18 protein-coding genes, 2 tRNA genes and 2 pseudogenes are annotated in these 17,843 nt (G+C 50.3%); 3 read left to right on the top strand and 19 right to left on the bottom strand.

What is annotated here, in order from left to right; all coding sequences use genetic code 11:
- The 15 genes and pseudogenes from FD23_RS10075 to FD23_RS00695 form a co-directional block, all read right to left on the bottom strand.
- Positions 1 to 473, bottom strand: a pseudogene (locus FD23_RS10075) (rod shape-determining protein); the annotation flags it as partial.
- A gap of 85 nt (positions 474 to 558) precedes the next feature.
- A complete protein-coding gene (locus FD23_RS00760) occupies positions 559 to 789 on the bottom strand; it encodes a DUF1146 family protein (RefSeq protein ID WP_004560494.1) in 231 nt (76 codons plus the stop codon).
- 48 nt (positions 790 to 837) lie between these two features.
- On the bottom strand, positions 838 to 1,278 hold the full coding sequence (locus FD23_RS00755; RefSeq protein ID WP_025895159.1) for a F0F1 ATP synthase subunit epsilon: 441 nt from the start codon (positions 1,276 to 1,278) through the stop codon (positions 838 to 840).
- 11 nt (positions 1,279 to 1,289) lie between these two features.
- The gene (gene atpD, locus FD23_RS00750; RefSeq protein WP_277986513.1) at positions 1,290 to 2,762 is read right to left on the bottom strand and encodes a F0F1 ATP synthase subunit beta; all 1,473 of its coding nucleotides are present in this window, start codon (positions 2,760 to 2,762) and stop codon (positions 1,290 to 1,292) included.
- Positions 2,749 to 3,711: a F0F1 ATP synthase subunit gamma gene (locus FD23_RS00745; protein WP_025895161.1), complete on the bottom strand. Its 963-nt coding sequence runs from the start codon at positions 3,709 to 3,711 to the stop codon at positions 2,749 to 2,751. Before FD23_RS00745 ends, atpD begins: the two co-directional genes overlap by 14 nt.
- A gap of 10 nt (positions 3,712 to 3,721) precedes the next feature.
- Positions 3,722 to 5,233, bottom strand: a complete 1,512-nt coding sequence (gene atpA / locus FD23_RS00740) for a F0F1 ATP synthase subunit alpha (protein ID WP_002880068.1) — start codon at positions 5,231 to 5,233, stop codon at positions 3,722 to 3,724.
- A gap of 22 nt (positions 5,234 to 5,255) precedes the next feature.
- Positions 5,256 to 5,798, bottom strand: a complete 543-nt coding sequence (gene atpH, locus FD23_RS00735; RefSeq protein ID WP_025895162.1) for an ATP synthase F1 subunit delta — start codon at positions 5,796 to 5,798, stop codon at positions 5,256 to 5,258.
- On the bottom strand, positions 5,798 to 6,304 hold the full coding sequence (gene atpF / locus FD23_RS00730; protein ID WP_013439309.1) for a F0F1 ATP synthase subunit B: 507 nt from the start codon (positions 6,302 to 6,304) through the stop codon (positions 5,798 to 5,800). The genes atpH and atpF overlap by 1 nt, the downstream gene beginning before the upstream one ends.
- Positions 6,305 to 6,357: 53 nt before the next feature.
- Positions 6,358 to 6,582, bottom strand: a complete 225-nt coding sequence (gene atpE, locus FD23_RS00725) for a F0F1 ATP synthase subunit C (protein ID WP_025895163.1) — start codon at positions 6,580 to 6,582, stop codon at positions 6,358 to 6,360.
- An 18-nt stretch (positions 6,583 to 6,600) separates the two neighbouring features.
- Complete coding sequence (gene atpB, locus FD23_RS00720) at positions 6,601 to 7,320, bottom strand: F0F1 ATP synthase subunit A (protein ID WP_025895164.1); 720 nt, start codon at positions 7,318 to 7,320, stop codon at positions 6,601 to 6,603.
- A gap of 109 nt (positions 7,321 to 7,429) precedes the next feature.
- Positions 7,430 to 8,059, bottom strand: coding sequence for a uracil phosphoribosyltransferase (gene upp, locus FD23_RS00715; RefSeq protein WP_002880062.1), 630 nt, complete (start codon positions 8,057 to 8,059; stop codon positions 7,430 to 7,432).
- Positions 8,060 to 8,157: 98 nt separating this feature from the next.
- Entirely contained in the window at positions 8,158 to 9,153 is a 996-nt protein-coding gene (locus FD23_RS00710; protein ID WP_002880061.1) for an L-threonylcarbamoyladenylate synthase, read from the bottom strand.
- Positions 9,153 to 9,995, bottom strand: a complete 843-nt coding sequence (gene prmC / locus FD23_RS00705) for a peptide chain release factor N(5)-glutamine methyltransferase (RefSeq protein ID WP_003613581.1) — start codon at positions 9,993 to 9,995, stop codon at positions 9,153 to 9,155. Before prmC ends, FD23_RS00710 begins: the two co-directional genes overlap by 1 nt.
- Positions 9,988 to 11,073 (bottom strand): peptide chain release factor 1, encoded by a 1,086-nt coding sequence (prfA, locus tag FD23_RS00700; protein WP_003617391.1) that lies wholly within the window; start codon positions 11,071 to 11,073, stop codon positions 9,988 to 9,990. The genes prmC and prfA overlap by 8 nt, the downstream gene beginning before the upstream one ends.
- A 23-nt stretch (positions 11,074 to 11,096) precedes the next feature.
- Entirely contained in the window at positions 11,097 to 11,699 is a 603-nt protein-coding gene (locus FD23_RS00695; protein WP_025895167.1) for a thymidine kinase, read from the bottom strand.
- A gap of 140 nt (positions 11,700 to 11,839) precedes the next feature.
- Here FD23_RS00695 and FD23_RS00690 point away from each other — a divergent pair, with 140 nt between their 5' ends.
- On the top strand, positions 11,840 to 13,195 hold the full coding sequence (locus FD23_RS00690; RefSeq protein ID WP_052933608.1) for a Mur ligase family protein: 1,356 nt from the start codon (positions 11,840 to 11,842) through the stop codon (positions 13,193 to 13,195).
- 61 nt (positions 13,196 to 13,256) lie between these two features.
- Here the strand turns inward: FD23_RS00690 and FD23_RS00685 are convergent, their stop codons facing one another.
- Both FD23_RS00685 and FD23_RS00680 read right to left on the bottom strand, forming a co-directional pair.
- The gene (locus tag FD23_RS00685) at positions 13,257 to 13,508 is read right to left on the bottom strand and encodes a hypothetical protein (protein WP_002880053.1); all 252 of its coding nucleotides are present in this window, start codon (positions 13,506 to 13,508) and stop codon (positions 13,257 to 13,259) included.
- A 22-nt stretch (positions 13,509 to 13,530) separates the two neighbouring features.
- Positions 13,531 to 14,535, bottom strand: a complete 1,005-nt coding sequence (locus FD23_RS00680; protein ID WP_052933607.1) for a serine hydrolase domain-containing protein — start codon at positions 14,533 to 14,535, stop codon at positions 13,531 to 13,533.
- Between the two features lie 170 nt (positions 14,536 to 14,705).
- Between FD23_RS00680 and FD23_RS00675 the strand changes: the two genes are divergently transcribed.
- Positions 14,706 to 14,777 (top strand) — tRNA-Glu (locus tag FD23_RS00675).
- Positions 14,778 to 14,782: 5 nt separating this feature from the next.
- Positions 14,783 to 14,855: transfer RNA gene (locus FD23_RS00670), tRNA-Gln, on the top strand.
- Positions 14,856 to 14,912: 57 nt separating this feature from the next.
- Here the strand turns inward: FD23_RS00670 and FD23_RS11015 are convergent.
- Together FD23_RS11015 and FD23_RS00660 are read right to left on the bottom strand one after the other, a co-directional pair.
- A pseudogene (locus tag FD23_RS11015) lies at positions 14,913 to 16,322 on the bottom strand (peptide ABC transporter substrate-binding protein).
- Positions 16,323 to 16,493: 171 nt separating this feature from the next.
- Positions 16,494 to 17,834, bottom strand: coding sequence for a glucose-6-phosphate isomerase (locus tag FD23_RS00660; RefSeq protein WP_025895174.1), 1,341 nt, complete (start codon positions 17,832 to 17,834; stop codon positions 16,494 to 16,496).
- Positions 17,835 to 17,843 lie beyond the last annotated feature (9 nt).

Raw genomic sequence — 17,843 nt, 5'->3', positions numbered from 1 at the left:
GCCGCCCCCCCGCCGATGTCGATGACCATGTTACCTTGCGGCTTGAAAATGTCCAGGCCGGCACCAACGGCAGCTACCTTTGGCTCATAGTCCAGGTAGACCTTGCCGCCGCCCGACTTTTCCGCGGCTTGGATGATGGCCTTTTGCTCAATTGAAGTTACGCCAGTCGGGGTGCAGACCAGAATGTTCGGCTTGCTCATGAAGCCCTTGACGTTCAGCTTCTCAATAAAGTAGCTCAGCATGGCTTCAGTAATGTCAAAATCAGCAATTACCCCGTCCTTCAAAGGCCGGATAACGCGGATGTTGCCAGGAGTACGGCCAACCATTTCATAAGCTTCAGTGCCGACAGCGACCACCTTGTTGGTGTTCGTATCCACGGCAACAACAGATGGCTCGTCGATCACAATGCCCTTGCCGGAAACGTTGATCAAAACGTTCGCGGTCCCCAAATCAATACCAATATCTTTTGACACGTCTATTTCCTCCATAACATATTAATTTTAATTGTACCATAAAAGCGCTCTGTATAGCGGCTTCCGCTTAGCTTTAACCTATTCTTTAAAACAGGTTAGACAATTGTAATGAAGTATCTATCAAGGCGATCAAAAATTGGCCGACCGTATAGCCCAGGGCAATCGCCGTAAAAATCAAGAAGACCTGGGCTTCAAATACCCGACTGGTCCGAATGATTTTCTCAATTCTGACGGCTTTGATCGCCTGAAAGGCTAAGGCAATGCAAACAAAGTAGATCACCAAGCTGATGATTGCGTGAATTCCAAGTTGTCTCATAATAAAATCTACCATAAAAAAAGAGCGGATTTATTCCGCTCTTTTCCCTTATTTGTGCAGCTCGTCGTAAACGTGAATCCGGTTTACAGCCCGCCGCAAAGCAATTTGAGCCCGCTCCAATAACTGCTCGTCGTGCTTTTCCTTGGCTTCCTTGATGAGCGCCTCGGCCCGCTGCTTGGCAGCTTCAGCCCGACTGAGGTCAATGTTGCGCGCGCGTTCTGCGCTGTCAGCAATAATCGTTGCCACATTGTTGGCGAATTCGATGATCCCCCCGCTGACGGTGATGTGATCAACCTTGTGGTCGACATCGGCGCCGCGTTGAACCCGGACTTCACCAATTGTCAGCGGAGTTAAAATCGGCAGGTGGTTGTACAAAATCTGCCGGTCGCCGTCAATAGCCCGCATTGAGACGGAGCTGCCACGGTGAGAATAGATTAACCCGTTTGGCGTAACGATATTGATCTTAAACAGTTTCTCTGCTTCTGCCATGATGCATCAACCTACTTTTCTAATAAGGCTTTTGCTTCCGGATCGCTTGGGGTAACCCCCATCTTTTGCGCCTTCTTCAAAACGTCTTCGATCGGGCCAACGCCTCTGAAGGCATCTTCAGGCAAGTCGTCAAGATGGCCGTCGAGGATCATCTTGAAGCCCTTGATCGTTTCCTTGATTGGAACGTATGAGCCTGGAACACCGGTAAAGACTTCGGCAACAAAGAAGTTTTGTGACAGGAAGAACTGAATCCTACGTGCCCGGGCAACGATCAGCTTTTCTTCATCTGACAATTCATCCATACCCAAAACGGAGATGATGTCTTGCAGTTCGCGGTAACGTTGCAGGATATGCTGAACCCGGGTCGCAACGTCGTAGTGTTCCTGGCCGACAACTTCAGGGTCCAGGGCACTGGAAGTTGATTCAAGTGGGTCAACGGCCGGGTAGATACCTTGTTCTACCAAGCTACGTTCCAAGTTGGTCGTCGCGTCCAGGTGGGCGAAAGTAGTCGCTGGCGCAGGGTCAGTGTAGTCGTCGGCTGGAACGTAAACGGCTTGGATAGAGGTGATTGACCCCTTCTTAGTGGAAGTGATTCTTTCTTGCAATTGACCCATTTCCGTTGCCAAAGTTGGCTGGTAACCAACGGCACTAGGAATCCGGCCCAGCAAGGCGGAAACTTCAGAACCGGCCTGGGTAAACCGGAAGATATTGTCGATGAAGAGCAGCACGTCCTGGCCTTCAACGTCTCTGAAGTACTCAGCGATCGTCAAACCGGTCAAAGCGACCCGCATTCTGGCACCAGGCGGCTCGTTCATCTGCCCGAAGACCATGGCGGTCTTGTCTAAAACGCCAGATGCCTTCATTTCGAAGTAAAGGTCGTTACCTTCACGGGTTCTTTCCCCGACACCGGTGAAGACGGAAATACCGTTGTGTTCCTGGGCAATGTTGTGAATCAATTCCTGGATGATCGTGGTCTTGCCGACCCCGGCACCACCGAACAGACCGACCTTACCACCACGAAGATATGGTTCCAACAAGTCGATAACTTTGATCCCGGTTTCCAGGATTTCACGGCTAGTAGTTAATTCATCATACTTAGGTGCTTCTTTGTGGATCCCGGAGCGAGGGTGGTCAGCTGGAAATTCTGAACCACCATCAATCGGTTGACCTAAAACGTTGAAGACCCGGCCCAAGGTATCCGGGCCAACTGGCACGGAAATTGAGCTCCCAGTATCTTCAACCTTCATCCCACGACGAAGGCCATCGGTAGATTCCATCGCGATGCAGCGCAAAACGCCATCGCCTTGTTCAAGAGTAACTTCAAGGATAATCGAGTCGTCGTCTGACTTGATGACCTTCAAGGCATTGTTGATGTCTGGCAGGTCTTTGCCAATTGGAAACTTGACGTCGACAACAGGGCCGATTACTTGAACGATTTCACCTTGACTCAAACTTCTACCTCCTTTTCTCTTATTCAAGTGCATTCGCACCACTGACGATTTCAGTCAATTCAGTAGTGATTTGTGCTTGTCTTGCACGGTTCATTTGCAAACTAAGACTAGAAACAAGGTCCTTGGCATTGTCCGTGGCACTCTTCATGGCCGTCATTGAACTTGCGTGTTCGGCGGTCTTGGCGTCCAAAATGGCGCCATAGATTTCCGCCCGCGCGAATTGCGGCAGTAAGGTTGCCAAAACGCTGTCAATGTCAGGGGCAACTTCGAATTCAATCTTCTTGCTTTCCTTGGCTCCCATGGTCCCGATGTCAAGGTCGACGATCGGCAGCATCTTTTCGACCCGGAAGGCTGAGGACAAAGAATTCACGTGGTGAGTGTAGCAAACATACAGTTCGTCATAAACGCCGTTCAAGTACATCTTGATCGCCGTTGAGACGATTGGCAGGGTTTCCTTGAAGGTTGGCACGTCTGAAACGCCGTCTTTTTCGTAGACAACGTTCAGATTGTTCTTCTTGAAGAACTGGGAGCCAACGCTGCCGACTGACAGGATCTTGGACTCTCTGCCCTGCAGCTTTTCGTCAGCTACCAGGCTCATCATATGCTTGATGACTGAGCTGTTGTAGGAGCCGACCAGACCACGGTCACCGGTAACTACCAGGTAGCCCACGGAGTGAACTTCCTCACGAGGCTTGATCATATCAGAAATGATCCCCATCCCAAAGACATCATCGTAGTCGATGGAGTCAATGTTGTCTTGCGTCAGGCGGTAATTATCCTTGTTCAAGTAGTCGATCACGCTGGCACTCATCAGCCGGGACACGGTTTGGTGCAGCAGCTGATTGTATTCCTGGTAGCCCTTGTCTCTTTTTTCAGTCTGATTCAGTTTAGCCGCTGAAACCATGTGCATGGCTTCAGTAATCTTACTCGTTTGCTTGACAGAAGCAATTCTCTTCTTCAATTCAAGTAAAGATGCAGGCATAGTCTACCTCCTATTTGTTACTTGATGAGAAGCTGGATGCAAATTGTTGAAGAGCTTCTTGAAGCTTGTTTTCATCTGGCAATTTGCCAGTTGACTTGATTTCAGCTAACAGATCAGCATGGTTGGCGTCAAAGTCGGTGTAAAGTTCTTGTTCAAAGCGAGCAATATCATCGACTGGCACCGCGTCCATAAAGCCATGGGTCAAAGCGTAAAGCAGGACAACCTGCTTTTCAACGGCAACCAGCTTGTGCAGCGGCTGCTTCAATACTTCGACGGTCCGCCGGCCGCGGGCCAGCTTGGCTTGCGTTGCCTGGTCCAGATCACTGCCGAACTGGGCAAAGCTTTCCAGTTCCCGGTATGAAGCCAGGTCGGTCCGCAAAGTACCAGCAACCTTCTTCATGGCTGGGATCTGCGCGGCCCCGCCGACACGGGAAACAGAAGCCCCGGCGTCGATGGCTGGGCGCGTACCGGAGAAGAACAGGTCACTTTGCAAGAAGATCTGTCCGTCAGTGATGGAAATAACGTTGGTTGGAATGTAGGCGGAGATGTCCCCGGCTTCAGTCTGAATGAATGGCAGGGCAGTCAATGAGCCGCCGCCCAGTTCCTTGCTCAGCTTGGCACTCCGTTCCAACAAACGTGAGTGCAGGTAGAAGACGTCACCTGGGTAGGCTTCACGGCCAGGTGGCCGGCGAAGCAGCAGGGAAAGTTCACGGTAGGCAACCGCCTGCTTGGACAAGTCGTCAAAGACAACCAGGACGTCCTTGCCGGCGTACATGAATTCTTCCCCCATCGCGGTCCCGGAATATGGCGCGATGTAAAGCATTGGTGCCGGTTCTGAAGGACCAGCTTCAACCACGATGGTGTAGTCCATCGCCCCAAGCTTCTTCAAGGTTTCAACTTGTGCTCTGACAGTTGATTCCTTTTGACCAATTGAGACGTAAATACAAATTACGTCCTGCCCTTTTTGGTTCAAAATGGTGTCGATCGCTAAACTGGTCTTACCAGTCTTACGGTCACCGATGACCAGCTCACGCTGACCACGGCCAATTGGCACCAGCGCATCAATGGCCTTAATACCAGTTTGCAAAGGCTGGTTAACTGACTGACGCTGCATAACGCCTGGCGCCTTTGACTCGATTGGCCGAGTCTTGTCAGTCTTGATTTCGCCTAAGCCGTCAACTGGCTGGCCAAGTGGATTCACAACCCGGCCAATCAAAGCATCCCCAACTGGAACTTCCATAATCCGGCCAGTTCGCTTCACGCGATCGCCTTCACGGATGTCGTCAAACTTGCCCAGAATGATGATACCGACATCATTGCTTTCCAAGTTTTGGGCGATACCGTAGGCACCATTGTCGAACTGCAAAAGCTCACTTGACAAGACATTGTTCAAGCCGTGAGCGCGGGCGATACCATCGCCGACGTAAGTTACGACACCGACTTCCTCGATGTCCAGCTTATCGTCGTAGTGTTCAAGTTGCTGCTTGATTAAAGAGCTGATTTCTTCCGCTTTAATGCTCAATGGTTTCACCTCTTTATAATACTTACTTTGTTAACATGGCGCGGATTTTCTCCAATCGATGCTTTACTGAGCCATCGATCACGCGGCCTTCAACCTCAAGGACCACGCCGCCGATAATTTCTGGATCAACTTCATTTTCAAGATGAAGTGCCTGCAAGCCATATTTCTTGGCATAGCTGTTCGCAAGGCGCTGCAGCTGATCTTCATCTGGCTTCAATGCAGTCTTAGCGACACCCGTTCCGATGTGGTTGGCAGCATTGTACAGGTGAATGTAGTAGTCAATGATGTCAACCAAGTTGTCAAAACGATCATAGCTAAGCAAGAAGTTTAAAACTTCTTGAAGCTCTGCAGAAAAGCCCTGTTCAACCGCCGTCAAAAGACTTTCCTTTTGCTTGACGTCCAAAACAGGATTGCTCAGAACCTGGACAAAACGGGGCTCTGCTTGAACTGCCTTCTTCAATTCAGTCAGTTCGCTGTACATGAGCTCAGTCTTGCCGCTGTCTTTGGCAAAATCAAAGATCGCTGTTCCGTAGCGTCTTGCCGTTTCTTCTCTACTTAAGGCCATTAATCGTTCAACCCCTTAATGAACTGATCAACTAAATCTTTTTGATCAGCAGCAGATAAGTTCTTAGCAATTACCTTTTCCGCAATCGTCACAGAAAGATCAGCGACTTCGTTGCGGGCTTCGTTCAAGGCGTCACTTTTAGCTTGCGCTGCATCAGCCTTGGCCCTTTCCCGGATAGCGGAAGCTTCAGCCTTGGCTTCGCTGACGATTTGCTTGCCGGTCTTTTGCGCATTACTCTTGGCAACAGAGAGGATCTGGGTTGCTTCTTGTCTTGAATTCTTCAAGGCTGCTTCCCGTTCATTGGCCAAAATTTCAGCCTTCTTGCGGTCGCTAGCAGCTTGATCCAAGTCATCAATGACTTTCTGACGGCGCTTCTCCATCATGTCCTTTACCGGGCCCCAGGCATAATGCTTGACGGCCAGCAAAAGGATACTGAATACTATTAAATACCAAAGGGTATTAATGATTGAGATTTCAGCGCCGGCGAATACTGGTTGAAATTCCATCAACAATCCTTCTCTCTCAATTTAGTAACTAATGTAATTTAACGACTGGTTAATTACAGGAACAAAATCAAGAAAGCGATAACGATAGCCAGGATTGGAACGGCTTCGATCAAACCAACACCGATGAACATAGTTGCTCTCAAGTTACCAGCACTTTCTGGTTGGCGGGCGATGCCTTCGATCGTCTTTGAGATAACCTTACCGTTCCCCAATGAAGCAGCCAAAGCAGCAAGACCAGCAACAAGTGCAGCAGCTAAATCCTTTAAACCTGTAGTCATAATAAAACCTCCGAAAAATTATTCTTGTGTAACCTTATTGCCAATATAAACCATAGAAAGGGTTACAAAAACATACGCCTGGATAGAGCCAATGAAGACAGAGAAACCTTGCCAGATCATTGCGAGCGGCGCAGCCAGGATTCTGGTTACAATCCCCATGCTTGGCCCCAGCTGGTTCCCGATCAGGGTCAGCAGGACTTCACCCGCAAAGATATTACCGTAGAGACGCAGCGATAACGTCAAGAAGTTGGTAAATTCTTCAATGATGTTAATCGGCAAAAGAAAACCGACAGGACGTGCATAGTTCTGCAGGTAGCCTTTCGTGCCAAATTTCTGAATCCCTAAGGTAAATGCCAGAAGCAAGGTCATCATCGCGAACGACATCGTCGTCACTGGATCAGCAGTTGGTGATTTGATGACCATATAGTCACCGACTTTCACTTCCAAGAACAACCCTAGTTGATTCATGCAGAAAATGAAAAGGAACAAAACAAAGGCGTAAAGAGACAGATGTTTTTGCGCAGCCGGGTCTTCGACGTTATCCTTGACAATCCCGTCGGTAAAATCGATCAGGTATTCCAGGACATTTTGTTTCTTGTTCGGTTTCATTTCAACTTTACGTGAAAGAGCGTAACAAATGGCAAAAACCACAATTGCCATCAAGGTCGAACCGATAATGCCGACCAAGTCGACGTTCAGTCCGGTACCGTTAATATTGAAGACAAGTGATTTCTCCAATTCTTCGTGACCTCCCTTCTTGTGCTGAATTCTTCGAACACATCATTTATTGTACACCAATAAAAATTAATTGGAATTTTTGTAATCGCTTTTATAGCGACTTTTTTAATTATTTAGTCCCAAAGATCCGGTCACCTGCATCCCCTAAACCTGGGAAGATGTAGCCGTTTGGCAGCAGCTTGTCGTCAAGGGCAGCCGCGTAAATGTCAACGTCCGGGTGTTCATCTTGCACCGCCTTGACGCCTTCCGGCGCAGCAACCAGGACGGCCAGCTTAATGTCGGTCACGCCCCGCTTCTTCAAAGCTTCGATGGCCAGGTTGGCGGAACCGCCAGTAGCCAGCATCGGGTCAACGACCAGGCATTCACGTTCAGTAACATCCTTAGGAACCTTGAAGAAGTATTCTACCGGCTTCAAGGTTTCTTCGTCGCGGTACATGCCAACGACGCCGACCTTGGCTGACGGAATCATTTCCAAAACCCCGTTGACCATGCCCATGCCAGCACGCAGGATCGGCACGATAGTCAATTTCTTGCCGGCCAGTTCCTTTTGCACCGTCTTGCCCATTGGCGTTTCGATTTCAACGTCTTGCAAAGGCAGGTCGCGGGTGATTTCGTAGGTCATCAAACCGGCGATTTCGCCAACGATTCTCCGAAATTCATTTGATCCAGTTTCCTTGCGGCGAATGATCGTCAGCTTGTGCTGAATCAATGGATGGTTTAACACAGTGAACTTTCCCATATAGTTCCTCCATTCAAAAATACCATATCGTCTCTATTATAAATAAAAAAGGAAATGGTTTAAAGCAATTTCTTTTTTAAAACATTAAATCGTCCAGATTAGACATGATGACCGCCGGCAGCCTTGTTTAAACGGTTCATGTAGGCCAGACTTTCCTCACCCTGGTCAAAGCCCTCTACATAAATACTTTTAATTTCTGGCCGGTCGTCAAAATAGCGCAGGCCGGCAAACAGGTTGTGGTCAGCCTCCGTCAGATTTTTGCCTAAATTGAACTTATTTTCCTCAGGTACAGGTAAGTTTTCCAAAAGGTCACTAGTTGCCATGACTCCGCAGGAAACATCCAGGTCTAGCTTAGCAAAAGTTTCCGCCTGGTCGACCACGTAAACCTGGGCACTTGGCGCGTAGTGGCGGTATTTCATCCCTGGCGCCTTCGGCACGTCCTTGTCACTTACCTGGCCCCGGTTGATCAAAACTTCTTCGCCCAAGACCTGGCTGATCTCTTCTGGCGTAATCTTGCCCGGCCGCAAAACAACTGCTGGGTTAACCGAAAGGTCAACGATGGTTGATTCCAGGCCCACTTCAGTCTCGCCGCCATCAACGATTCCAGCGATCTTGCCCTTTAAGTCGTGGTAGACGTGCTGGGCCGTGGTTGGGCTCGGCTTAGTAGAGGTGTTGGCGGAAGGCCCGACGATCGGGTAGCCAAGCTTGGCGATCAAGTCATGAGTCAGCTGGTCATCCGGGCAGCGGAAGGCAACCGTTGGCAGGCCCCCGGTTGCAGATTCCGGCAGGGCCCCTTCTTTAGCTAAAAGCAGGATGGTCAAGGGACCTGGCCAAAAGTGCTTGATCAACTTCTCCGCCCGCTCCGGCACTTCCTTAGCGTAAGGGCGCATCATGGCTTCGTCAGCCACGGTCACGATCAAGGGGTTGTCGCTAGGCCGACCTTTGGCCGCGTAGACCTTTTTGACTGAATCGTCCCGGGTGGCCAAAGCCCCCAGGCCATAGACAGTTTCAGTCGGAAAGGCAACTAATTCCCCTTCCCTAAGCAGGCTGACTGCTTCATCCAATTGTTCCCGTTTAAAAATCTTGGTTTCCATTATTTCTTCCACTCCCCAAACAGCATCCGCGGCTTGCCGGCCATGTCCCGGCGGAATTCCACCTTAAAGTCCGGCAATTTTTCGGCAAACAGGGCCTTCAGCTCATCTTCCTCGCTAAAGCCGAATTCCATGAAGAAGCGGCCGCCCGAGTTTAAGTGGTCTCTAACTTCTTCAGCGAACTTACGGTAAAAGGCCAGGCCATCCTGGCCGCCAAACAGGGCTTCTTCCGGCTCATTGGCCAGAACGCCCTTGTCCATAACGTTCTTCTCGCTGGGCTTGATATAAGGCGGGTTGGAAATGATCAAGTCAAACTTACCCAGGCCCAGCAAAACATTGGCCTTGCGGGTGGTTACGTCCAGGCCGTAGTCCAAAAAGTTCTCTTCACTGATTCTGAGCGGGGTGTCCTTAACGTCACTGGCGTAAAAATGCAGGTCCTTGATCCCCTTGCTTTCAGCTTCCTTGGCCAGGGCCACCGTAATATTGCCTGACCCAGTCCCCAGGTCAAGGACAGTGTCGCCGTCTTGTAAGTGCGCTAGGGCCCATTCAACCAGTTCCTCAGTTTCAAAGCGGGGAATCAGCACGCCTTTGGCCACCCGCAAGCGGTAGCCTAAAAACCAGGCATAGCCCAGGATATACTGGGGTGAGTCCCCTTTAGCCAGGCGCTTCATGTCCTTTCTGGCCTGCTTGACTTCAGCGTCAGACAATTCCATGTCCTGCTTAAGCTGAAACTGGCTTGGCGTCAGGCCCAGCCGCTCAGCCAAAAGAAAGTCGATTTCCTCGCTCCGTGCGCTTTCAGCCAGTTCACTGGCCTCAATCCGCATTTCTCGTAAACTCTTATGCATTTTCTGCCAGCTCCTCTAATTGCTTGGTTTGGTAGTAAACCGTCAAAGCATCGATGACTTCGTCCAGTTCCCCGTTCATGATCCGGTCCAATTTGTTCAAAGTGAGGCCGATCCGGTGGTCAGTCACCCGGTTTTGCGGGTAGTTGTAGGTTCTGATTCTTTCTGACCGGTCACCGGTGCCGACCGCGTTCTTCCGCTTGGCGTCGTACTTGTCCCGGTTCTGGCTTTCGTAGTAGTCGTAAACCCGGGACTTCAAAATTTCCATAGCCTTGGCCCGGTTTTGCTGCTGGGACCGCTGGTCCTGCATGGCAACCACGATACCGGTTGGCAAGTGGGTCATTCTGACGGCACTGGAAGTCTTGTTGATGTGCTGACCGCCCGCACCGGATGACCGGTAGACGTCCACCCGGATTTCCTTTGGATCAAGGTCAATGTCAACCTGTTCATATTCTGGCATGACGGCAACGGTAGCAGTTGAAGTGTGCACCCGGCCGGCTGATTCAGTTACTGGGATCCGCTGCACCCGGTGGGCCCCGTTTTCATATTTCAGCTTGGAGTAGACCTTGTTACCAGTAATCATGATTGCCACCCGCTTGTAGCCGCCAACTTCAGTTTGTTCGCTGTCGACGATAGAAACATTCCAGCCCTGGTTTTCCGCGTACTTTTCATACATCCGCAGCAGGTCGCCCGCGAACAGGGAAGCTTCATCCCCGCCGGCTGCCCCCCGGATTTCCATGATGATGTCCTTGTCATCGTTAGGGTCCTTTGGCAGCATCAAGATCTTGATTTCATCTTCCAGCTGGCTGATTTCATCTTCCAGCTCAGAGTTTTCCATCTTGGCCATTTCAACCAGCTCAGGGTCTGAACCGTCAGCGATGATTTCCTTGTTGCCGGCAATTTCTTCTTTGTCGGCCTTGAACTTGCGGAACTTCTGCACGACTTCCCGCATGTCAGCTTCTTCCTTGGTAATTTCCATGTAGCGCTTGGTATCAGCGATGACTTCCGGGTCGGCCATCATTTCCTGAATTTCTTCATAGCGCACTTCCAAGCTTTCCAGCTGTGCCATTACATTATCCATTTAATCAATCCTTCCAATAAAAACTAGTCTCTTGCCTGATCGGGTTGGAAATAGTGGAAGCGGCAGACCGGGTAGTAAGCCTCGTCGCCGCCAATCTGCACCTGCTCGCCCTCATAGACGGGCAAACCGTCCTTGTAGCGCAGAGCCATGGTTGCCTTGTGCCCGCAAAAGTGGCAAATTGTCTTTATCTCTTCTATTTTATCAGCATAAAGCAAAAGATACTCACTGCCTTCAAAAAGATGGTTCTGAAAATCATTCTTCAGGCCAAAGGCCATCACCGGAATGTGCAAGTCATCCACGACCCGGGCACACTGGATGACCTGGGCCTTTTTTAAGAACTGGGCCTCATCGATCAAGACCGCCGCTAAGGGGTGGCCGTCAGACTCCTGCTCTTGCTGGTTCAAAGCCGTGATGTAGTCAAAGAGGTCCAGGTCCGGCTCAATCGGCTGGGCGCTGCGGCTGAGCCCGATCCGGGAAGCCACCACGCCGCGGCCGGACCGGGTGTCAACGCTGCTAGTCAATAAAGCCACCTTGCGTCCTTGAATCTCGTAGTTGTGGGCAACCTTCAAGATTTCAATCGTCTTGCCGCTGCCCATCGCTCCGTATTCGAAAAAAAACTGTGCCATATTCTCCACCTTTGTATTAATCTCGCTCAAATAAGTATAGTGTATTTTGCAAAAGTTTAAAAGATCCGCATTTTAGCCGCTAAACTTTCCGTCTTATGGTAAGATTTATCATAGTTTTAATACAGAATAGGAAGTTAATCATGAGTTTTAAATCCAACATCGCAACTTTTGCCGGCAAGTCCTCTTACTGGTTCCTGCACAATGTCTTAAAGGGCGGGACCAGCTTTCCCGGCAAGCTGGCCATGAAGCTTGACCCAAATGTCCTTGAACAGCTGGGCAAGGACTACGAGACCATTATCGTTACGGGGACCAACGGCAAGACCATGACCACGGCCCTCATCACCCAGACCTTGAAAGAAAAATACGGCGATATTTTGACCAACCCATCCGGGTCCAACATGGCCCAGGGGATCGTAACTGCCTTTTTGGCTCATGGCCAGAAAAAAAGCAGCCGGAAACTGGCCGTTTTGGAAGTCGATGAAGCCGACGTCAAGGCCGTAACCCAGTTGGTCCACCCCAAGACCTTCGTTCTGACCAACATTTTCAGAGACCAGATGGACCGCTACGGGGAGATCTACACGACCTATGAAAAGATCGTCGCCGGCATCAAGTTGGCGCCAGATGCAACCATCATCGCTAACGGGGACGCCAGCATCTTCTCTTCAGTCGACCTGCCGAATCCAAAAGTCTTTTTTGGCTTTGAAACTGACCAGGACAAACCGCAAAATGACTTCAAGGCTGACGTCAACACTGACGGGGTCCTCTGCCCTAAGTGCGAGCATATCCTGCACTATCACGCAATTTCCTATGCCAACCTGGGTGACTTCTTCTGCCCGAACTGCGGCTACAAGCGGCCGGATTTGACCTACAAGCTGGAAGAAATCAGCGAGCAGACCCCGAGCCGGATCAAGTTTACCATTGAAGGCAAGGAATTCGCCATCAACATCGGCGGCACCTACAATATCTACAATGCCCTGGCCGCCTTTGCCTGCGCCAGAGAATTCGGCGTTTCCGCCAATGAAATCGCGGCGGCTTTTGCCAAAAACAAGCGGATCTTCGGTCGCCAGGAACTGATTCACTACCAGGGCAAGCAGATCAACATCATCTTGGTCAAGAACCCGGTTGGCTTAAACGAAGTCCTCAGCCTCCTGGACACGGAAAAGAACCACTACAGCCTGGCTGCCCTCTTAAACGCCCACCACGCTGACGGCATCGACACCAGCTGGATCTGGGACGGGAACTTTGAAAGCCTGGACCGTGACAAGATCGACCAGGTCATCGTCGGCGGCGAGCGGCACAAGGACATGGCCTTCCGCCTGGAAGTTGCCGGTTTTGACCCGGACAAGATGATCATTGAAAGCGACTTTGACCAGCTGTTGGCCGCTTTTGCAAAGGCGCCGACTGACAAGATCTACATTCTCTCAACCTACACGGCCATGCTGCACCTGCGGCAGGTCTTTGCCGACAAGGGCGTCTTGAAGAGAAGAATCAACTAGCATACGCAAAGCAAGTAAGTAAAAGAGTAAATAAAAATCCCGCGGTCAGCCGCGGGATTTTTTAAATTGCCGTAGTTAAGACGGCGACTACGTTGATCAAGGCAACCAAGCCGGCAAAAAAGGCAACCGCCTTGTATGTCGCGTTCTTGCTAAAGGCAAAAAGCAGGCCCTCGATTAGGGCCACGGCAAATGCCGTGATAGCGGTGATGGCATAATAAGGCGACATCCGGCTGTTAAAACGGCCCAGGATGATGATGACCAGGCCGTAGACGGCTAAAAGCAGCCAGCCCTTTTGCTTATTGCTTAATTTCATATGATTTTGCTCCTCTTTCTAGCTAGCGGTTTTCCTGCAAAAAAGCGTTGATGATCCGGCTGCGCATAGTCAAAAAGATCTGATTGTGCCGAGAAGGGTGAACCCGGTTGGTCAAAAGAATTAAGCCGGACTGCTTGACCTGGTCAAACAAGACCAAAGTGCCGGTAAAACCGGTGTGGTAGATGATGGGATAGTTTTCCTTAGGGTCAAAGACCAGGTTCCAGCCCCAGGACCGGGCTTTTAAACCCGCCGGAGTCTTGACCTGGTAGAGATCTTGGATTGTTTCTTTCTTTAATGGCAAAATGTCACTGACCCCCATATAGCCCTGGCCCATTTTGACCAGGTCGCTGACGGTACTAAACAGGCCAGCTGACCCGCACCGCCGGCCTAATTGCTGGCCCTTGGGGTCATGAACGAAGCCTTGAATGACCTGGCCGTCAACTAGTTCCGTTGGCACGCACTCCTCTTTTGGCGGAGCAAAAGTCGTTTCAGTCAAGCCAGCTAGCTGGAAGATCCGCTCGCTGGCCAGGTCCTGGACTGCTTTGCCCGTGATCCGCTCTAAAACCAGGCCTAAAAGGACGAAGTTGGTGTCTGCATAGCGGACCACCCGGTTAAACTCGCTGGTCACTGGCAAGCCCACGATCGCCCTCATTAATTCCGGGCCGGATAAGGCATTCCGGTTTTCGATCCAGCCCCGGATGCCAGATGTGTGGGTCAAAAGGTGGCTGAGGCAGACCCGGCCGTCCTTAAATTCCGGCACGTATTTTTGCAAGGGGTCAGCAAAGTCAACCTTTCCCTCTTCCCTCAGCTGCAAGAAAGCAGCCGTCGTGGCCAAAACCTTGCTGCAGCTGGCCAAGTCATAGTAGGCAAAAGGGCTCAGCTGGCTTTTAGCCGGATAAATGCTGGCAAAGCCCAAAGTCGAGGCAAAGACCTGGTCACCTTTTAAGAGGGCGTAGTTGACTCCAGGAACAATTCTTTCAGAAACCATGCTTTCAATCAGCAGCTGGGTTTTAGGAAAATTAAGCAAGCGGTGACTCCTTTCTAAAAGGCCCTTACGGGCAATTAGCTATATTATACGGCAGTTTTCAGCCTTTCCAAGCCAGCCTGAAAAAATTTTAGACTTTTTTTGCCGGGAGCCTTGACTTTTTCTTGCAAAGAAAGCATAATAATGAATGTCGGTAATTCGAACACAAACTTCACCCGTTGGTCAAGTGGTTAAGACGCTACCCTCTCAAGGTGGAGTCATGAGTTCAATTCTCGTACGGGTGATTTACTGCGATGTAGCCAAATTGGTAAGGCAGTGGACTCTGAATCCATAATGTTCCGGTTCGAGCCCGGACATCGCAATAATACCGAAAGGCAAGTTCCTCTGGAGCTTGCCTTTTTTCTTCTTTTCAAATCACATTACTTAGTCACATAGCCTTCCTTAAAGTTCCACTCGCTCCACTTGCAGATCCAGCCCTTGGCATTTGACCGGATCAGCCAGGCATCGTCCTCATAGTAAACCCCGACATCGTCAAGCAGGATGCTTTCCGCCTTACTCACTTTTCCTGGTCATTGGTGTTCTTGGAAGCAGCAATCAGCTTGTCATACTGGCTGTTTTTCCAGGAGCCATAGTTGGAGCTGTTCTTGCTGGTCAGAAGTTCCAGGAAGGAAATCGGGTCACCGAAGTCGGCGATCCAGTCTAACCCGCAGATCTGGAACTCGCAGTTTTCCCGCCGGGCCAGGCGGGTCTTGGAGGGAACACTGGTGACCATCAATTTCAGCCCTGGCCGCTGGGTTTCCAGCATGCTCTGCAGGGACTCGCCGGTCTTCTTACCCCCGTCGCTGTCACTGGTCCGCAGCTTCAAGGTCAAGCTGGACTTGCCGAGTTCACTCAGGCCCTTTTGCCAGTACTCCTTGGCCTTGCTTGGCTGGTACTTGTAGAGGTCTTTGGCCGAGGAAGAAATCATGCTGGTGTAGTTTTCCCCGTAATATTCAGTCAAGCCCTTGGCTGTGTAAGTATTGGCCACCTGGTTGTTGCCGCCTAAAATCCGGATCAGGTTCTCCCGGTTGATGGCCAGGGAGATGGCCTTGCGGATGTTGCTGTTGGCCAGGTTCGGGTTCTTTTCATTAAGTTCCAGGTAGTAGGTCCCCCGTTGGAGAGGCTGTAGTAGTTCTTCTTGCCCTTGAACTGCTTGGTCAAATTGGAGTCCAGGCCCAGGGCATCTATTTTGTTTGACTGGTAGAGGTTGTAGGCGATAGTCGCCGTCTTGTTGACCGTGAAGCTGATCTGGTCAAGCTTGACGCTCTGCTTGTCCCCGTATTTCTTGACGGCTTTTTCCTCCTGCGGGAAAAAGACTGGGAAGGCCATTAGGTCCTTAAAATAGGCCATCCGCTTCTCTAAAGTGACGACCAGCTTATACTTATCTCCAGGCTGAAAACCGGCTTTTTGCCGTTTTGGATGGCATCGGCGTTCTTGATCCCGGAAAAAAGATACTAGTACTCGGCCTCAGTCTTGGGATTGACGGTCCGCCGCCAGGAGTAGACAAAGTCTTGGGCAGTTACGAGCGTGCCATCATTCCACTTGGACTTGCGCAAGTTGAAAGTATAAATCAGCCCGTCCTTGCTGTTTCTGTAGAGCCCTTCCATTGAATTGATCATCTGGCTGAAGCTGACCACGTCCGTGGTCTTGGACGGGTCCATCGTGATGATTTCCCCGCCGACTGACCAGTTAAAATCCTGCTCCTTTTGACTGCTCTCCTGCTTGCTGCAGGCTGTTAACGTTAAAGCAGCTAAAGCAAGTCCGGTCAAGGCAATTTTTCTTGATGACATCTTCCTTTACCCCCTCTTACTAAAGCGGTAACATAGGCAATACTCTCTTTGCTCCCCTTAAATTGCAGCACTTAATGTATTTTTTATCATCTTTGGCCCAAAAAATATCAAATTGAACAAAAAAGAGCAAGATCCGCGGATCTTGCTCTTCTTAGTTTCATTTACGAAAGATTACAGGCGGCTTGCCAGTTCGTCGTGCAAGTCTTCGTAGCCCGGCTTGTTCAAAAGGCCGAACATGTTGCGCTTGTAAGCTTCAACCCCTGGCTGGTTGAATGGGTTGATCCCGTTCAAGTAGCCGGAGATAGCAACTGACAGTTCGAACCAGTAGATCAAGTAGCCCAAAGTGTGTTCGCTTTGGTCAGCGATGTTGACAGTCATAACTGGAACCCCGCCGTCAGTGTGGGCCAAAACAACGCCCTCGTAAGCCCGGTCGTTGACATAGTTCATGGTCTTGCCGGCCAGGAAGTTCAGTTGGTCAAGGTTGCTTTCGTCGTTTGGAATTTCTACGTCAGCCCGTGGGCCAGCAACGCGGACAACAGTTTCCATCAAGTTCCGGCGGCCTTCTTGGATGTATTGGCCAAGTGAGTGCAGGTCAGTGGTGAAGTTAGCACTTGACGGGTAGATGCCCTTTTGGTCCTTGCCTTCTGATTCACCCATCAATTGCTTCCACCATTCGCCAAACATTCTGATGCTTGGTTCGTAGTTTTCCAAAAGTTCAGTGGTGTAGCCCTTGCGGTAAAGGATGTTTCTCAAGGCAGCGTATTGGTAAGGTGAGTCCTTGCTTACGTCAGGGTCAGTGTAAGCAGCACGTGCGTCAGCGGCACCTTGCATCAAGGCGTCGATATCGCAGCCGGCAGCAGCGATTGGCAAAAGGCCAACAGCTGACAACACGCTAAAACGGCCGCCGACGTCATCTGGAACTACAAATTCTTCGTAGCCTTCAGCGTCAGCTTCGGTCTTCAAGGCACCCTTTTGGCGGTCAGTGGTTGCGTAAATACGCTTGGCTGCTTCTTCCTTGCCGTACTTTTCAATCAACTTGGCCTTCAAAACCCGGAAGGCAACTGAAGGTTCAGTGGTGGTACCGGACTTGGAGATGATGTTCAAGGAGAAGTCCTTATCGCCCAGCCAGTTGATCAAGTCTGACAAGTAAGTGCCTGACAGACTGTTACCACAGAAGACAACCTTAGGATAATCGCTCTTTTCAGCCATGTAGAATGATGAGTTCAAGAATTCAATGGCTGCTTGGGCACCCAAGTATGAGCCGCCGATCCCGATCCCGATCAAAACGTCAGAGTCGCTTTGGATCTTCTTGGCAGCCTTCTTGATGCGGGCGAATTCGTCCTTGTCATAGTCAACTGGCAGGTCCAGCCAGCCGCGGAAGTCTTTGCCGGCACCAGTGCCTTCGCGCAATTCCTTGTCAGCGGCGTTAACCATTGCTTGCATTTCCTTCAGTTCGTTTTCGTGAACAAAAGGAGTCAATTTACTACTGTCAAAACTTACTACACTATTCATTGATTTATG

The organism is Lactobacillus delbrueckii subsp. delbrueckii DSM 20074 = JCM 1012, assembly GCF_001433875.1.
In the GTDB taxonomy this organism is placed as follows: Bacteria; Bacillota; Bacilli; order Lactobacillales; family Lactobacillaceae; genus Lactobacillus; species Lactobacillus delbrueckii.
Note: the sequence above shows the minus strand (reverse complement) of the source record. Positions and strands in the feature narration are given on the sequence as shown.

What these genes read in the sequence shown, in the direction of transcription:
- FD23_RS00760 (WP_004560494.1), bottom strand. Translation starts at nt 789, where the DNA reads ATGAGACAACTTGGAATTCACGCAATCATCAGCTTGGTGATCTACTTT.
- FD23_RS00755 (WP_025895159.1), bottom strand. Translation starts at nt 1,278, where the DNA reads ATGGCAGAAGCAGAGAAACTGTTTAAGATCAATATCGTTACGCCAAAC.
- atpD (WP_277986513.1), bottom strand. Translation starts at nt 2,762, where the DNA reads ATGCACTTGAATAAGAGAAAAGGAGGTAGAAGTTTGAGTCAAGGTGAA.
- FD23_RS00745 (WP_025895161.1), bottom strand. Translation starts at nt 3,711, where the DNA reads ATGCCTGCATCTTTACTTGAATTGAAGAAGAGAATTGCTTCTGTCAAG.
- atpH (WP_025895162.1), bottom strand. Translation starts at nt 5,798, where the DNA reads ATGGCCTTAAGTAGAGAAGAAACGGCAAGACGCTACGGAACAGCGATC.
- atpF (WP_013439309.1), bottom strand. Translation starts at nt 6,304, where the DNA reads ATGGAATTTCAACCAGTATTCGCCGGCGCTGAAATCTCAATCATTAAT.
- atpE (WP_025895163.1), bottom strand. Translation starts at nt 6,582, where the DNA reads ATGACTACAGGTTTAAAGGATTTAGCTGCTGCACTTGTTGCTGGTCTT.
- upp (WP_002880062.1), bottom strand. Translation starts at nt 8,059, where the DNA reads ATGGGAAAGTTCACTGTGTTAAACCATCCATTGATTCAGCACAAGCTG.
- FD23_RS00710 (WP_002880061.1), bottom strand. Translation starts at nt 9,153, where the DNA reads ATGGAAACCAAGATTTTTAAACGGGAACAATTGGATGAAGCAGTCAGC.
- prmC (WP_003613581.1), bottom strand. Translation starts at nt 9,995, where the DNA reads ATGCATAAGAGTTTACGAGAAATGCGGATTGAGGCCAGTGAACTGGCT.
- prfA (WP_003617391.1), bottom strand. Translation starts at nt 11,073, where the DNA reads ATGGATAATGTAATGGCACAGCTGGAAAGCTTGGAAGTGCGCTATGAA.
- FD23_RS00695 (WP_025895167.1), bottom strand. Translation starts at nt 11,699, where the DNA reads ATGGCACAGTTTTTTTTCGAATACGGAGCGATGGGCAGCGGCAAGACG.
- FD23_RS00690 (WP_052933608.1), top strand. Translation starts at nt 11,840, where the DNA reads ATGAGTTTTAAATCCAACATCGCAACTTTTGCCGGCAAGTCCTCTTAC.
- FD23_RS00685 (WP_002880053.1), bottom strand. Translation starts at nt 13,508, where the DNA reads ATGAAATTAAGCAATAAGCAAAAGGGCTGGCTGCTTTTAGCCGTCTAC.
- FD23_RS00660 (WP_025895174.1), bottom strand. Translation starts at nt 17,834, where the DNA reads ATGAATAGTGTAGTAAGTTTTGACAGTAGTAAATTGACTCCTTTTGTT.